Annotated in this window: 15 protein-coding genes; 4 read left to right on the top strand and 11 right to left on the bottom strand. The window is 42.3% G+C overall.

Going from position 1 to position 14,678, the window contains the following annotated elements; translation table 11 throughout:
• Nucleotides 1-35: 35 nt before the first annotated feature.
• Nucleotides 36-1,415: an ABC transporter substrate-binding protein gene (locus MHB49_RS15980; protein WP_405156832.1), complete on the bottom strand. Its 1,380-nt coding sequence runs from the start codon at nucleotides 1,413-1,415 to the stop codon at nucleotides 36-38.
• Nucleotides 1,416-1,822: 407 nt separating this feature from the next.
• Between MHB49_RS15980 and MHB49_RS15975 the strand changes: the two genes are divergently transcribed.
• Nucleotides 1,823-2,938, top strand: a complete 1,116-nt coding sequence (locus tag MHB49_RS15975; RefSeq protein WP_405156831.1) for a GntR family transcriptional regulator — start codon at nucleotides 1,823-1,825, stop codon at nucleotides 2,936-2,938.
• Nucleotides 2,939-3,092: 154 nt separating this feature from the next.
• Here MHB49_RS15975 and MHB49_RS15970 read toward each other — a convergent pair whose 3' ends face one another.
• Nucleotides 3,093-4,007, bottom strand: a complete 915-nt coding sequence (locus MHB49_RS15970) for an alpha/beta hydrolase (protein WP_405156830.1) — start codon at nucleotides 4,005-4,007, stop codon at nucleotides 3,093-3,095.
• Nucleotides 4,008-4,286: 279 nt separating this feature from the next.
• Here MHB49_RS15970 and MHB49_RS15965 point away from each other — a divergent pair, with 279 nt between their 5' ends.
• Together MHB49_RS15965 and MHB49_RS15960 are read left to right on the top strand one after the other, a co-directional pair.
• The gene (locus MHB49_RS15965) at nucleotides 4,287-4,868 is read left to right on the top strand and encodes a TetR/AcrR family transcriptional regulator (protein ID WP_405156829.1); all 582 of its coding nucleotides are present in this window, start codon (nucleotides 4,287-4,289) and stop codon (nucleotides 4,866-4,868) included.
• A 24-nt stretch (nucleotides 4,869-4,892) separates the two neighbouring features.
• Nucleotides 4,893-5,519, top strand: coding sequence for an HXXEE domain-containing protein (locus MHB49_RS15960; protein ID WP_405156828.1), 627 nt, complete (start codon nucleotides 4,893-4,895; stop codon nucleotides 5,517-5,519).
• Between the two features lie 81 nt (nucleotides 5,520-5,600).
• Here MHB49_RS15960 and MHB49_RS15955 read toward each other — a convergent pair whose 3' ends face one another.
• From MHB49_RS15955 to MHB49_RS15915, 9 genes are all read right to left on the bottom strand, one after another.
• Nucleotides 5,601-6,638 carry a phosphotransferase enzyme family protein gene (locus MHB49_RS15955; RefSeq protein WP_405156827.1) on the bottom strand — a complete coding sequence of 346 codons (1,038 nt, stop codon included), beginning with the start codon at nucleotides 6,636-6,638 and terminating at the stop codon, nucleotides 5,601-5,603.
• A gap of 189 nt (nucleotides 6,639-6,827) precedes the next feature.
• Nucleotides 6,828-7,808, bottom strand: a complete 981-nt coding sequence (locus tag MHB49_RS15950; RefSeq protein WP_405156826.1) for an SDR family NAD(P)-dependent oxidoreductase — start codon at nucleotides 7,806-7,808, stop codon at nucleotides 6,828-6,830.
• Nucleotides 7,809-7,974: 166 nt separating this feature from the next.
• Nucleotides 7,975-9,198 (bottom strand): RNA polymerase sigma factor, encoded by a 1,224-nt coding sequence (locus MHB49_RS15945; protein WP_405156825.1) that lies wholly within the window; start codon nucleotides 9,196-9,198, stop codon nucleotides 7,975-7,977.
• A 202-nt stretch (nucleotides 9,199-9,400) separates the two neighbouring features.
• Nucleotides 9,401-10,807 carry a PQQ-binding-like beta-propeller repeat protein gene (locus MHB49_RS15940; RefSeq protein ID WP_405156824.1) on the bottom strand — a complete coding sequence of 469 codons (1,407 nt, stop codon included), beginning with the start codon at nucleotides 10,805-10,807 and terminating at the stop codon, nucleotides 9,401-9,403.
• 187 nt (nucleotides 10,808-10,994) lie between these two features.
• Complete coding sequence (locus MHB49_RS15935) at nucleotides 10,995-11,543, bottom strand: NADPH-dependent FMN reductase (RefSeq protein ID WP_405156823.1); 549 nt, start codon at nucleotides 11,541-11,543, stop codon at nucleotides 10,995-10,997.
• Between the two features lie 69 nt (nucleotides 11,544-11,612).
• On the bottom strand, nucleotides 11,613-12,503 hold the full coding sequence (murB, locus tag MHB49_RS15930) for a UDP-N-acetylmuramate dehydrogenase (RefSeq protein WP_405156822.1): 891 nt from the start codon (nucleotides 12,501-12,503) through the stop codon (nucleotides 11,613-11,615).
• A gap of 113 nt (nucleotides 12,504-12,616) precedes the next feature.
• The gene (locus MHB49_RS15925) at nucleotides 12,617-12,973 is read right to left on the bottom strand and encodes a HesB/IscA family protein (protein ID WP_405156821.1); all 357 of its coding nucleotides are present in this window, start codon (nucleotides 12,971-12,973) and stop codon (nucleotides 12,617-12,619) included.
• Between the two features lie 45 nt (nucleotides 12,974-13,018).
• A complete protein-coding gene (locus MHB49_RS15920) occupies nucleotides 13,019-13,357 on the bottom strand; it encodes a hypothetical protein (protein ID WP_405156820.1) in 339 nt (112 codons plus the stop codon).
• 47 nt (nucleotides 13,358-13,404) lie between these two features.
• Nucleotides 13,405-13,713 carry a winged helix-turn-helix transcriptional regulator gene (locus tag MHB49_RS15915; RefSeq protein ID WP_405156819.1) on the bottom strand — a complete coding sequence of 103 codons (309 nt, stop codon included), beginning with the start codon at nucleotides 13,711-13,713 and terminating at the stop codon, nucleotides 13,405-13,407.
• Nucleotides 13,714-13,963: 250 nt separating this feature from the next.
• Here MHB49_RS15915 and MHB49_RS15910 point away from each other — a divergent pair, with 250 nt between their 5' ends.
• Nucleotides 13,964-14,623 carry a helix-turn-helix transcriptional regulator gene (locus MHB49_RS15910; RefSeq protein WP_405156818.1) on the top strand — a complete coding sequence of 220 codons (660 nt, stop codon included), beginning with the start codon at nucleotides 13,964-13,966 and terminating at the stop codon, nucleotides 14,621-14,623.
• The last annotated feature ends 55 nt before the right edge of the window (nucleotides 14,624-14,678 follow it).

Genomic DNA, 14,678 nt, shown 5'->3' with positions numbered 1-14,678 from the left:
GCCCCTTATGAGGCATGCCGATTGCTTTGATTGTCCTAGTTCCCGCTCGCTTTCAAACTTTCCATGGTGTCGTCGAACTTCTTGGCGACTTGTTCAGCAGTCATCTTTTTCTCGATCATGGATTGCATGGACTGTGCATACACTTCCCACTCTTTGTGCTTGCCACGATACGTATTAATCGCTGGTGAAGCTTGACTGTAAGGACCAGGCTCGGCAGCAAATGCTTCTGAAATTGATTTCAGGTTCGGATCCAGATCCTTGGCACGGTCACCCAAGTTCAGCGCAGGTACTGTATAAGCCGCATTAGCAAAAGCAACGGCGGCATCCGGATCACCGGTCAGGAATTTAATGAAATCGAGCGCTTCAGCCTTGTTCTGCGAATCCTTATTCACCGACAACATCGTTAACGTGAATGGATCAGTCGTCCAGCTGTTGATTTTCGATCCTTCAAGCGGTGGTACCGGGAAGGTGAAAATATCGTCAGGACTCATTCCCATAGCCAGCAGCGTAGACATTGTGAAGGAACCACCGAGATCGAAAGCGGCTTTGCCAGCAGCAAAGGCCTGGTCTGCTCCATCAATATCCGTTGACAAAATTCCCGGCATCAGCAGATCTTTGTTTGCCAATGTCTCCATCGCTTTTACTACCGGCAGATTTGAAGGGTCGCTTAGTTTGGACTTTCTTTCGAGCAAATCAATATAACCTTGAGGTTCGTTCAGCATGATGGACAGTGCCGAACCGGCCCAGTTTTCCCACAGATCAGGCAGCTTTGCACCAAAAACTAGCCCAGGAGTACCTGTTTTCTCTTTGACAGTCTCCATCATGGTGACGAACTCTTCCCACGTTTTGGGCGCTTCGGCTGTCAGCCCTGCTTCTTCGATCAGCTTCTTGTTACCATAGAACGTAAAGAATCCTCCGATATCAAGCGGCAGTCCGTAGAACTGGCCAGTCTTCAGTGACTTTTGAATGGTGGTGGCATTCTTGTCTTCTTTCCAAGAGTCAACCTGACTCTGTGTAACGATGATCGGGTCCATTGCAGCACTGTAGTAGCTGTTCAACAGATCATCGTCGATTTCACCTGATAGTTCGAGCACTGAGTTCTCGATAGAATCGCCTGCCGTCGCCCACCAGTTCACGATATCCGGCAAATTTTTGGAATTGGCTGCTGCCTGGAATTTTTGGCGATACGTATCATCTGGTGTAAAGGTCTCAAGTTTGACTTTGATCCCTGTTTTCTCTTCATACAATTTCGCGGCTGCTTCAATTCCTGGCGTGTATGCAACCTTCCACGTCCACATCGTCAGCTCTTTACTTGCTTTGGGTTCCGTTCCCCCGGACTGCGCGTCACCGCAAGCGCTTACAATGAGTGAGAAAACAGTTAACAAAGTAACGATCATGCCTGCTCTTTTTTTCATCCCGCAACCACCCTTATTTTTAATTTTGGTTCGTTTCTGGCTTAATGAATATCCCACGACAACAAATTGGCGTTAAAAACTGCTGCACCCCCTTTTTGAATGAAGGAAGACTTGCGAAAAAATTTGTGGTATTACAAAGATTGTGAAGGCTCGTTGGAAACGCTTTATCCAACAAACTTTAAAAACAATATAAACAACATACTTTTACTTGTAAATGTTTATTTTTAGATACAACTTAACAAAGTGTATTCCTAATAAATTGTTTATTCGTAAGGTTTTTTCATCATATTTGTTCGTAATTTTAATCTTCTTGTCTTACTCACTTGTTATTGATTTTTAGCACTTGTATATGTTGTATTAATATAATATATTTAGAACGAACTAATAGTGAATGGAGATAAAATGCGATGGTTAGAACCTTCAAGCCAATGTACAAGAAAATCGAAACATATATCATTGACCAGATTCGAAGCGGAAATTGGAAACCAGGCAGCCGAATTCCTTCCGAAAATGAACTTGCTGAACAATTCAGTGTGAGCCGCATCACGGTGAAAAATGCCCTTACAGCTCTGGTGGATAAAGGAGTGGTCTACCGACTTCAGGGCAAAGGCACCTTTGTCAACGATCACAGCCCGGAGGAAATTCATAACATCACTTCAGCGGTAAAAGAGTCTCTCACAGCACCGACGATCGGGTTCCTTCTCCCCCGTCTCGACAATCGATTCACCGCCAATCTGCTGAGCGGAATTGAGGACATCCTTTCAGAGAATGGCTATCAATTGTTATTTGCCAAGACGAATGATTCACAAGAGACAGAGATTCTCAAAATCCAGGAAATGAAACAGGCAGGCGTCAGAGGACTAATTATCTATCCCGTTGAGGGTGAACACTATAACAATGAGATTCTTGCGCTTACGCTAAATCGCTTTCCCCTTGTCCTGTTGGACCGCACTCTGAAAGGGGTAGAGACGAACTCCATCAGCTCGGACAACCATGAAGCAGCTATACAGGCAGTTAAGCATCTTCATGAGCTTGGACACAGTCGAATCGGCTTTATTTCCACTCTTGCTGAGGGGACTTCAAGTATTGAGGACAGATTGCATGGGTATGAAAAAGCCTTGGAGGAAAATCATATTCTGATTGATCGAAGTATACAGATGACACGTCTGGCCATGAGTGACAGCGATGAAGAGGTTATCATGATGATTCAGAAGTTTTTACAGGCAAATCCGCAGATGACGGCCCTTCTGTCTTCCAATTTCAGCCCTCATGTTATTCAAGCGGCGATGCAGATGGGGATCTCTGTACCGGAAGATTTATCTGTCGTGTTCTTCGATGATGTCGAATTTCCGGAGTTCTGTATCATTCCGCCCACGGCTGTTGTCCAACAGGAGCTTGAACTCGGACGAGAAGCGGGCAGAGTCATTCTGAAACAAGTGGAGAATCCAAGCAGTGAGTATCTTCAGGTTAAGTTACCCACGATGCTTATTCCCAGACAGTCAACAGCAAAAGCGAAATCATAGCTACCGTTACTTGGCTTTCAAAAAGGATGCTTTTCTGAAAACGTTTATAGCGACATTAAATATCGCCATTTCAATCCCTCAAAATGTTTTTCATGTAAATACGAAGAAGGACCCTTCCATTTTAGAAGGGTCCTTCGAGCTATGTGAACTATGACTATTGTAAATTTGCGGAAGTAACATCCTTCCAATGTTTATTCGTTCCTATTTCAGCATGCTTTCCAACAAAGGCCATTCCTGCCTCTGAATCATTCATCAATTGATATCTCATCCAAGCTGTCAGATAACCTCTATGCTGACCGCCATCCTGCTCTATTGCTGTATGTGCAGCTCCTTTAGCCATGGCCATTAAGGCCGGAATATCCGGATTGGAATTCTCCAATGCCAATTTGTTGGAGTCTGACGGGGAGATGATGAAATCCCGGGTTCCCCCTATAACAAAAAATGGTACCTTCAGTGCTGATGTATCATACACGTCCTCTGGATCACAATATTTCAGATCAGGCAGAGCAATCGATACAACTGTTTTGATGAGATCCCCGTTCTCAAAGTTCGTATGAGCGTTAATCACACCCGTTGATCCCTGCGAATGTCCTGCCGCACCGACCCGATCTTTTTCAATCCTGTGATAGAACGGGCTGACCGTCGCTTCATTTTCATTGAGCATATATTCTATCGCAGCCATAATTTCTTTTCCTGTACCCGTGGTTTGGCTGTATGTATCGATGACAATAAATCCCCAACTGGTCAGGTGTCTTAACAACTGATCATAATTGTCAGGTAATGCCCCCGTTCCATTGCCCCAAGCGATGAGCGGGTGCATAACATCCGTTGATTGCGGAGAATAAACCCTGTAAAGCTTCTCACCCTGTTCGTCTTTGATCTCCAGCGTATCTACCTCGTACGTGCCGGGCAGAGCATATTTTTCTTCAACACTTCCGGCTTCGAAAGTAGCCGATACCGAATTTACGAGGAAGAAGGATAGTACGCAAAATGCAGCGATCAAAATACCGACAACACCTGTTATCCATAGAAACCACTTGCTCCGAATTACTCTTTTCACTTGTGGCATACAATCTCCTCTCACATTAAAGCAGTATTCGTACGTAAAACATACCACAGGTATAGTGCTTTTTGTTTAGAGATATTTTTGTTACATCTACCTTTCCGCATTTCATAGTAAAACACCACGAAAATCTGCACATGTCTTCATAAAAAGCCTTCGATATGATGTTTCTTAGTTAATGGTCAACACTCCAAATGTATGGCTTGCAAAATTAGGAAAACGTGCTAATATAAATTAAACACTGTTTAAAACATTGTTTAAATGACTTTATTGGAGGTTTTACATATGGAACCAGACAAGAAAAGTGAAACAAAAGAAAAGATTATGCAAGCCACACTGGAGTTCACCAAACAAAGTGGATTTGAAGGCATCACCATCCGAAAAATTGCCGAAGCCTCTGGCACAAATGTATCCCTGGTTAATTATTACTTTGGCTCCAAAGAAAATCTGATCAGTGAATCTATTAAAATGATTCTGAGCAGCTTTCAGCATACCTTTGCTATACTCGATGAATTATCCATCCCCGCCCGAGATCGATTAAAGCAATTCTTAATGGATTATTTACAAGTCATCCGTGAATATCCCGAATTGTTATCCAGAATTATTCTTATGGGTTCAGCAGACTTCTCATCTCAACAGGAGTACGGCTCATTTTTAAATTTAATGGGGTTCCCCAAAGTTCAAAATACGTTAAAAGAGATCACCGGAGAACAAGAACCGGAACGATTGATCACAATGATGACGCAAATTTTTGGGGCCCTTTTTCTCCCAGCACTTATGAGTCCTATTCTGGAAAAGGGAGCTTTTGTGAAGATTGCTTCTATGGATGCACAAATCGACTTGCTCTTTGAAAGATACTTTCATTAAAAAATAATGATGGAGATGGTTCAGTTGAACATGTTAAGAAAATACTGGCAGGACTTGGGCTTGATCATTGCACTCCTTGTATGTATTTATCTCATCATGGATTGGGGAACGCTTCCGCGCATTAACAGCATTTTATGGTTAAGTTTTGTAGCCATTCTTCTGCATCAATTTGAAGAATACCGATGGCCGGGTTACTTTGCAGGTTTGTTTAATAAAGTTCTGTTCCAAAGTAAAGAACCTGAGAGATATCCGTTAAATCAGCAGTCAGCCATGATTATTAATCTGATTATCGCCTATGTGTTTTATTTACCGCCCGTATTCTTCCCTTCCGTTGTATGGCTGGGTCTGGCACCTGTATTAATGGGATTTTTCCAGATTATCTGGCATGGCATCTTTGCCAATATAAAAGCAAAAAGTATATATAATCCCGGATTAGGCTCAGCGATATTGCTGCATTTGCCCATTGGGATCTGGTACATTAAATATGCCTATGAACAGAATATGTTAACAGCAGTAAATTGGATTTTGAGCACCATCTATTTTGTCGTAGCGGTCTATGTATTAATTGTTAAAGGCAACATGTGGCTGAGAAACAAAAACTCTGTTCATCCTTTTTCACAGAAACAATTAGGATCTTATACTAAAAAATAAACCTATGACCAAATATAAATAAACGCATTGAGTCCATGAACTCGATGCGTTTTACATTTCTCTTTTGAAATGATTAAGTTTCTAAATCTTGAACTTTTCCGTGACTTCCTGCTCCTCTATCGCATTGAAAAGAAATGGAGCATTCCTTAAATATTCTCTGATACACGCTTGTGCATACGGCTGCTCATCTATTAATCCTGATGTTTCTCTAGGGTCGGAAGAGTGGTGGCTGTAATTCTCAATTATGCACATGATAAAGAAACTTTCCAGAACCTCAACATAATTTGATGGAAGTGTCCTTACACTTTCATAACCTCTGATGAACTCCCAACGTTGTGCTGGGTAAAGCCCTACTATTGTGTGTGCTATATCGTAAAGATAATACCCGTAGCCACATCGGCCAAAATCAATTGGATTAGGTTGTTCATCGTTGAAAACGATGTTACCAATATGTAAATCTCCGTGGATGATTCCGTAATGCTGTGGATTCTGATCCAAGTCTGCAAGTTGGGATAATATTTTATGGGATGCTTTCTGATACATCTTCCATGCCTGATCGGATAAAAATCTTGTGTAATAGCGGATCAGCTTGGACATATCCACTTTAAAACTCTCTTCGCCCCATGCAGGCCGATCAAAATCAACAGAAGGTACAAAACGGGTAGTTGCTTCATGGAGTTTTGCCGCCATAGAGCCCATTCGGTACGCACAACATTCATTAATCTCATTTCCACCCTTATGCTCTCCGACTACCCAATTCATCATTGTAACATCAAAATACTGTCCCTCTTCTTCTGTGTCCATGGACAAAACATACGAGCCGTCGCGACTCGCCACACCTTGAGGTACGTGGAGATCATCAGATGTGCCCAATGATTGAAGCATCGTAAGTTCTGAATTAATAGCCTCTTTACTTAGTCGATTGGAATGAATACGAAGCAAATAGCTCTTCGATGGAGCTGTATCGATTTTGTACGTGATGGTATCTGACACCTGAATAAAATGTATACAATTCCATGCTAATTCATACTGATCTAATGCCCTTAGACAAACACTTCTTGCCTGAACGAGCAAACATTGAAGTTCTTCATGCGTCCCATTTTGAAAAAAAGTCATCATTGTCCTCCTCATTCATCATCCGCAAGCGAATCGAGATGTACAACGAATTATACAGAACAGACCATTTGGGGAGTATATAACAAACAATTTTAAAACATTTTTTACACAGGATGCTGTTCACGAAGGGCATTTCCAACACAAAAAAAGCCGCCATTTCAGGCGACTTTCCTCGTGAACAGAAAACAGATCTTAAGAGATTGGTAAATCCGTTTGAGTCAACTGGGCGGAAACTTCCCATAGACGACGGGCTTGCTCTGGGTCGATGGCATAGTCCTTGACTCCAAAGAAGGCTCCGTCCGCAGGAGCTGGCTCACTGATGTCACAATCCTCGCAATACACGCCACCTTTTCCCTCGAGTTGCGGAGATGTTGCTGCCCATACTTGCGTTGCTGCCCCTTGCTCTGGCGTTTTAAAGTTTGGATTGGCAACTTGACCAGACTCATCAATCCAGCCCAATGCGATCATTTCCTCTTTCGGCATATGTCGTTGCAGCGGCGTCAGAATTCCACCCGGATGTACAGAGAATGCACGCACTCCCTGATCTGCACCACGTCTATCCAGTTCAACGCTAAATAAAATGGTTGCTGTTTTGGACTGTCCATATGCAGGAAACTTTTCATAGCCGTTCTCAAACTGCATATCGTCCCAGCGAATTGGCGAGAAATGGTGCCCTGTTGACGCAACGGATACAACCCGTGCTCCTCCATGGCTGACAAGTGAAGGCCATAATAAGTTAGTTAGTGTGAAATGTCCAAGATGGTTCGTAGCAAATTGTGCTTCCCAGCCCGGACCTACGCGAGTCTCTGGACAAGCCATAATCCCCGCATTCAGGATCAACATGTCGATACTCCGGTGGCTTGCCAGAAAACGATCGGCAAAAGCACGGACACTAGTGAGATCTGCGAGGTCCAGTTCATCAATCTCTACACCAGCTAACCCTGCAAGAGCTTCTTTGGCGATGGCTGGCCGACGTGCGGTCACAACAACCTTGGCTCCAGCACGAACGAATGCACGTGTAGTCTCCAGTCCCAATCCGGAATATCCACCTGTAACGATAGCAAGTTTCCCGGATAAATCCGTGTTATTCAACACTTCCTCAGCTGTCGTGCGATGGTTGAATCCGGAACCGATTTTATGTTGTGAGGTTTTTGGCTTATTATCCTGGTTCATCAAAATAATCTCCTTCCAGATGTGTCTTCTTCAAGTTTACAGCTTAGAGTGCCCTCTAAGTCAAATATAACGAATTCACTTACATCAATGCTCCAAACCTTTGCTAATACAAAAAAGCCCGGTTCATCACCGAGCCTATAAACAAAAGTATAAGGTCGTATTTCTATTATATTTCTATATACTTCACCCATTGCTCATACAGTTCAGTCTCACTGCATTGAAAGATCCCTTCGAAATCTAGAGGATTGCGAATCAGTTTGTTTAATGCCTCTATCCCGTATCGCTCAACCACAAATTCCACCATCATATAAGAGAACTGAAAACCTTTCATCGTTTCAAAATCCCACGTATCGTTATTTAATTCATCAAAAGATGGAATCGACTGGTTACGAATATTATCTTCCGTTGATCCTTTAATGAAATCTTGGGACATCTGTTTAGCTTCATATCCACCAATGCCCTGTCTGATCCATTTGGGGGCTGCAGGATTAATGTCGCTGATTAGCCACATGGCGAACAAGTGGACTGTGCCTTTCAGAATGGATTGATACGTATGCTCCGGTCCCGGATTCAATGGAGAGACAATCTTCAGAGTACGCCCTTCATATGTGCCCATAAACCAATTGGGAGCATCTGTTTCGCCGACAGCTTGATGGAACGTTGGCAGATCCGGATAAATTTCAATAACTACCTTTTGTGATGGATGATGTTTATATTTGGTCGACACTCGTTCAACACTATTATTGAGTTCATCGAACAAATCTTGATGCACTTTCGTCGTACGATCATTCGTATCATGGTTTTCACCTTTATTTACAATGGAAATCAGGTCTTGAATAGACATGATGGCAATATCCCCCCACTCTTTCAGTTCTTTTCTTAATTTCTCCAACGCCCGGTACAGTCTGTTCTTTACTGCGCTTTCCCGTCGTCCAACGATCTTGGATATTTCAGGCAAGGTGCAGTCAACGAAAAAGCGTAATGCAATAATTTCCTGATCAACCTCATCCAGCTTTTGTAACGCAGAGCCAATATCAATTCGAATATCAACATGTTTCGTAAATTCAAGAGAGATCGATTGCGATTCATAATCTGTAAAATCATAAGGAGATTCTTTTTGTCGCGATAACCTGCGATATTCGTTCTTCACCGTGTTCTGAGCAATCTTAAAGATCCAGGTGAATAAATTAGAGCTCCCTTTAAAGCTGTGAATATTTTCGACTGCTTTCAAAAATACCTGTTGGGTTAAATCATCTGCAACCAAAGGGTTCAATTTCAGTGAGAAGTATTTGCTGATTCTCTGACGATATTGCGCATACGTGTTCTCAAAGATGGCGATGCTGTCCTGTTCATCCGGATAAACAGGTTTCGTGTCATGAGCTCCTGACATGGTGGGGAACCTCCTCTTGATTTACATATAATTAGACACCGGAGGATGCGAAAAAGCCACGCATGAGAAAAAAATAATTTTTGACTACTAACCTCTTTGATATGAATTCTGCTATCTTTTGAAGTTAAAAAAAACAAAGGCAGCCGATCGCAGACCCGCTACCTTTGTTCTTTCTTTTATGGAAACACAACTTAGTCTTTGCTTATCTCAGCGATGCTGGCAGCTTTACACCGAGGAGTTTACCCTCCGCCTGTATTATGATCATACCTTCTGTCTTCAGCGTCGCTTCGTGTAAATCTGCCCCGGTGGTTACCCGAAAGACCGGTGTAGTAGTCAACATATTAATCCCTAACATTGTTCCGTTACGCTGCGTCCGGTACATTCCTTTACCGTACACGCTAATCTGAGCAACAGGTGCGTTGCCATACCACTTGATTTCCTGTCCATTCACCAGCTTGATGCCCGCTAGTTCACCCGTTGTTTCATTTTTGTATATCAGCGTTTCCTGCACGATACCAAGTGACAGCCCGTTTTCTTTATAAAAAGGGCGCGGATAAGTCCGAAGCGGACCCGCATTAGCTGTATAATTGTCGAAGTTGTATTCCGCTACCCGATCTCCTTGTTCAATGTATAACTTTCCATTACTTGCAAATACACTCCCGTACCCATAGTCATATGGTGGATCACCTTTCATTTTCCAGTTGTATTCAAGACTCCCCTTTTGTACGCCAGTTTTGAGGTTATAGGCATTTACACTCATTTTACGTTCCGGTTTTGATTGATATTCTGTCAGTTTGGAAGAATGATAATCAACCGAATACACGAGACCGTCTTTAATTTGAAGTGCTTCTCCTTGACCGAAATGGTCCCATAACTTTTTGCCTGTCTTCTTGTCATATGCATTTAGTTGGATGGACGTAAGTGCCCCCTGTACATAAAAGGTTCGAAGCACAACGCCATTAGATTCCTCCAGGTAATCGGTACCGTTTCCTTCGCCAAACGGCTCGTCAGCCCTCCACTTTAGCTTGCCCTTCTTCATATCAAATGCAAATGTTGTACTGCCTTGGATAATATAAAGCGTATCACCAGTCGGAACTAACATTTCTGTACGATTCTGTGTATCGATCCAGGTGGATGAGCCTGATTGCCATATCACTTTTCCAGTCTTCGCGTTCAAAGCATAAGGCTTATGATCCCCAGTAAGACCGTAAATGACGTTATTATGATAAACAACATAGGGTGTTAATCCTTTTCCGTAAGACCATAGCCGTTTGCCTGTCTTTGCATCCAATGAAATCAGTTTGCTATCGGCGAAAGTGAATACCTTACCTTCTTCTGCTACTGCCTGATGACCAATATAAGGTTCGTTAATATTCAAATAATTGTCCACTTGTGCAGTCCAGGAAGGCTTAAGTTCGGGTACCGATATCCCTAGATAGGAGTACCAGTTGCGTACCGAAACATCAGTTGCGTCTGCATGAGCCTGAGACAGAATTAAGGCGTTCCCCTCCAGAGAAAGAAGCCCCACAGCTGTAATGCTTGCGACGATACATCGGAATAGTTGACCTTTCAAATTCGTAAACTGTTGATTCTTTTTCGTTTTGAGCATAATACCCTCCATTGTAATGGTTTCTACATTAGTTACCTTAATAGATGTGTATTTCTAGAGAGCTATCGTACCTATAATCTTTATGAATATAACGCATTGAATTGCTTAATAGTTACACTCTTGTTAAACGATTCAATTTGATTTCAAAACAAAAAAGCCGCCAAATTGGCGACTCCTTACTCCTTGTTCAGCGGGATGAAGGTTTTAATTGAGTCTGCATGAAGACCAGTTCCTCAGCCAATTTTTCCAGCCTACTCAGAGCTTCCGTATCTTTAATGTTGTTCTCAGCATCAAAATGATCACTATTCAGATATACATAGCTTGGGGCAACATAGGAGCGGAAAAAGCCGGCAATCGGTTTTAATTGATTTTCCACTACCAAATAATGCTGATAGGTGCCTCCGGTTGCTATAAAACCCATCACTTTATTGTAAATGCTCTGCACGGGCAGAAGGTCGAATACATTCTTCAGTACGCCTGTCAGAGAGGATTGATATATTGGTGTGCCAATCACGTAAAAGTCAGCCTCAATCAATTTTTGGACCACCATCTGGGTGTCTTCATTGTAATCCTCCAACTTGCGACCATCGCAAAATTCGATCCCTTTATAATCTCTTAAATCTATGAGTTCCACTTCAATTTCGGGATGATTATTTTTTACGAATTGGAGCACAGCGTCCACACCCGCTGGTGTCTTTGATCCAATCAGTGACCCGGACAAACCGATTAATTTCACAACATTAACCTCCTAGTTTTTCTTCATCATCAAACGATCCTATGGCATCCGATGCCATTTTTTTTGAAACTACTCTCCCAAAATAATGACTTCTGTCTCCAATTCAATATTAAATTGATCACGCACTCTTTTTTTAATTAATTTGATTAATTCCAAATAATCCTCAGCAGTGGCGTCATCTGCATTAATGATAAAACCCGCATGCTTCTTGGAAATTTCCGCTCCCCCAATACGAGTGCCTTGTAAATTACATTCTTGAATAAGTTTCCCCACATAATGTCCCTCCGGACGTTTAAAGACACTTCCACAAGAGGGATACTCAAGGGGTTGCTTGGATTCCCGTTTAAACGTTAAATCCTGCATGACACTGGAGATAATATCCTTGTTTCCTGGTTTGAGCTTAAATTCGACTTCAAGTATGATGTATTGATCCGTTCGAAAAATACTGTTCCGATAACCGAGCTGCATGTCTTCTCGAACCATGTTCAGCAGCTCTCCATCTTTGGTAAGCACTAACGCTCGCTCGACGACTTCATCCATCTGACCGCCATAAGCTCCCGCATTCATATATAAGGCGCCACCTGTACTTCCGGGTATTCCACATGCAAACTCCAGCCCCGTTAAGCTGTTATGCAAAGCGGTCCGTGACACATCAATGATATTGGAACCGCTCTGCGCGACAATCTTGTCACCATGGACCTTAATCTGATCGAATTGACTCAGAGAGAGCGTTACTCCACGCACGCCCTGATCTTTAATGATGACATTTGATCCTTTTCCAATGACGGTCAGAGGTATTTGATATGCTTTTGCAATGTTAACCGCGTTAATAATTTCTTCTTTCATTGTTGGATGAATAAGTATGTCTGCTTTACCACCAAGTTTTATATACGTATGGTCCTTTAATGGCTCATTTAATTTCAATTTTTCCAAAGGTATGTGATTTTCAAAAATATTCATGACATTCTCTCCCTAAGTTGAAAAGACATGATTGCATGATGCGCAAACCGATCGTTCCTTCATTGTATGTTTAATATGTGATTTGGTTTGAAAATATTCTGTCAGCATGACAATTAATCACATTTTTTGACCTCACCACGGTAATTCGCCATTCGGAAACTGGCCCCGCATCCACATGAAACTTTTGCATTAGGGTTATTCATGGTGAATCCCCCTAGCATTCCACTTTCTTCGTAATCAATCTCAAGTCCTTCAATATATGGAACCGTATTGGTGTGAACCAATATACGAAATACATCTTTATCTACTAAGATATCCCCTTCTGCTTGCTGTTCATCGACGATAAGGGTATAGGACAGGCCACTGCATCCCCCCTCATCCACCCCGACCCGTAGGAAAGAATTCTGGGTATCCGCACCTGTCAGGATTTCAACGATTTTTTCTGCTGCTGCTTCACTAACCTGAATCATTGTTATACCTCCTTGAAACGTATTTTTGGGATAGCAGTTTGCTTTTCATACACAGCCCATTAAAATCTTAATGATTTCTTCAGGACTCGTATATGCATTAAAATAACGACAACCTGTTGATTGCAGATGGATAGGAATATCCATAAGTTCCAGCGACCCGCTATACAATATCACCCGATATTTCCCGGAAAATTGTTCTATAAACAGCTCAATATTGTCCACATTCATATCTACGATGATCACTGAATTATCCGGAAGTTGATCCATGTTACCGATCACATCACGAGTAGCGTCCAGTACATGTAACGACGGATCGGTTTGAATCAACAAACTTAAACTTTTAACAATGTGATGTGTATCTGACAAGACTACCACATGGGTCATTCAGCAAACCTCCAGATAAAATGATCACAATCGCAGTACATTTCTCTTCAATCATTCATGTTTTGAGTAAACCATTCCATTAAACAGGGTATGAAAGCGGCTAGAGCGGCCCCTTTGGGTGTAAGTTCATACATGATCAGTAAAGGATGTGTTAGAGCAGTTCTTTTAACCAAATCTTCTTTCTGAAGATCTTTTAATCGTTTGGAGAGGATCGCTTCTGAGATGGCAGGTACATTTTCGTAAATTTCGCTGAATTTTTTTGGTCCTTGCGAAAGAGCACATAGGATATGGATCGTCCATTTGGTCCCGATAATACGATAAGCTGTGAGAAGTTTCTCGGTATCCGGAGTCAGCATCGCATGAACACACCTTCCTTGGCTTACCCCCAGGTTAAGACCGTTCAAGTCTCCAGCAAAAATACTTTGAGAATGGGACGACATGATAGGTGACCTCCAAGAGAATTTTTATGTATACACCGTATCCGGATACTTAGTAAACATTTCACTTTACAAAGTATAAGCTACAGTTCGCCTTTGACTTTGTCAATATTTTTGTTTAAAATGTGTGGAATGATGAAGATTCTGCTGCTTAAAAAGGAGGTTCACCATGAGCCGGGATCAAACGAAAAAGGATGCCTCAACCAGTACCCGAAAAGCAATCATTAACCTGCTTAAGCATCAAGGTGGAATGGATGTAGTGGCGCTCTCCTCCCAATTTGCGTTATCTGGAATGGCTATCAGGCAGCACTTAAATGCATTGAATGAAGAAGGATTGGTTACTTTCGAAGAAGAGGCTCGTCCCATGGGTCGACCAACCAAGCTATGGAGATTAACCCCCGCTGCTGATCGTTTTTTCCCTAGTGGATATTCGGAATTATCCGTCAGTCTAATCAATTCCATGAAAGAAGCTTTCGGAAATGAAGGGCTGGACAAGCTGCTCAGTGTGCGGAATAAGAACATGCAAGAGCAGTATCTACAGTATATTGGTGACGCTTCAGGTGTGAAGGAAAGGCTGGAGAAACTGGCTGAAATCCGAACGAATGAAGGTTATATGGCCGAGGTCAAGGATCAAGGCGATGGCAGCCTCTTATTTATAGAAAAGCATTGTCCGATCTGTGAAGCTGCGGCGGTATGTACCGGGTTATGTAAGAATGAATTACGTTTATTCAAAACGGTTCTTGGAGATCAAGTTCATATTGAGCGGGAAGAGTATATTTTGGCAGGAGGAAGAAACTGCATATATACCGTTAGAGAACATCATTCGTAACCAAACAAACTTACATGTATAACTATAAAAAAAGCCGCCAACAGGCGACTTTCTG

Origin of the sequence: Paenibacillus sp. FSL K6-0108, from assembly GCF_045040695.1 — a bacterium.
Taxonomy (GTDB): Bacteria; Bacillota; Bacilli; order Paenibacillales; family Paenibacillaceae; genus Paenibacillus; species Paenibacillus pabuli_B.
The sequence above is the reverse complement of the archived record's forward strand: the minus strand, read 5'-3'. Positions and strand labels throughout refer to the sequence as shown.

Bases quoted from the DNA above. Each gene is read 5' to 3' on its own strand.
- MHB49_RS15940 (WP_405156824.1), bottom strand. From the start codon at position 10,807: ATGCTCAAAACGAAAAAGAATCAACAGTTTACGAATTTGAAAGGTCAA.
- MHB49_RS15975 (WP_405156831.1), top strand. From the start codon at position 1,823: ATGGTTAGAACCTTCAAGCCAATGTACAAGAAAATCGAAACATATATC.
- MHB49_RS15925 (WP_405156821.1), bottom strand. From the start codon at position 12,973: ATGATTCAGGTTAGTGAAGCAGCAGCAGAAAAAATCGTTGAAATCCTG.
- MHB49_RS15945 (WP_405156825.1), bottom strand. From the start codon at position 9,198: ATGTCAGGAGCTCATGACACGAAACCTGTTTATCCGGATGAACAGGAC.
- MHB49_RS15980 (WP_405156832.1), bottom strand. From the start codon at position 1,415: ATGAAAAAAAGAGCAGGCATGATCGTTACTTTGTTAACTGTTTTCTCA.
- MHB49_RS15970 (WP_405156830.1), bottom strand. From the start codon at position 4,007: ATGCCACAAGTGAAAAGAGTAATTCGGAGCAAGTGGTTTCTATGGATA.
- MHB49_RS15910 (WP_405156818.1), top strand. From the start codon at position 13,964: ATGAGCCGGGATCAAACGAAAAAGGATGCCTCAACCAGTACCCGAAAA.
- murB (WP_405156822.1), bottom strand. From the start codon at position 12,503: ATGAATATTTTTGAAAATCACATACCTTTGGAAAAATTGAAATTAAAT.
- MHB49_RS15950 (WP_405156826.1), bottom strand. From the start codon at position 7,808: ATGAACCAGGATAATAAGCCAAAAACCTCACAACATAAAATCGGTTCC.
- MHB49_RS15965 (WP_405156829.1), top strand. From the start codon at position 4,287: ATGGAACCAGACAAGAAAAGTGAAACAAAAGAAAAGATTATGCAAGCC.
- MHB49_RS15920 (WP_405156820.1), bottom strand. From the start codon at position 13,357: ATGACCCATGTGGTAGTCTTGTCAGATACACATCACATTGTTAAAAGT.
- MHB49_RS15955 (WP_405156827.1), bottom strand. From the start codon at position 6,638: ATGATGACTTTTTTTCAAAATGGGACGCATGAAGAACTTCAATGTTTG.
- MHB49_RS15915 (WP_405156819.1), bottom strand. From the start codon at position 13,713: ATGCTGACTCCGGATACCGAGAAACTTCTCACAGCTTATCGTATTATC.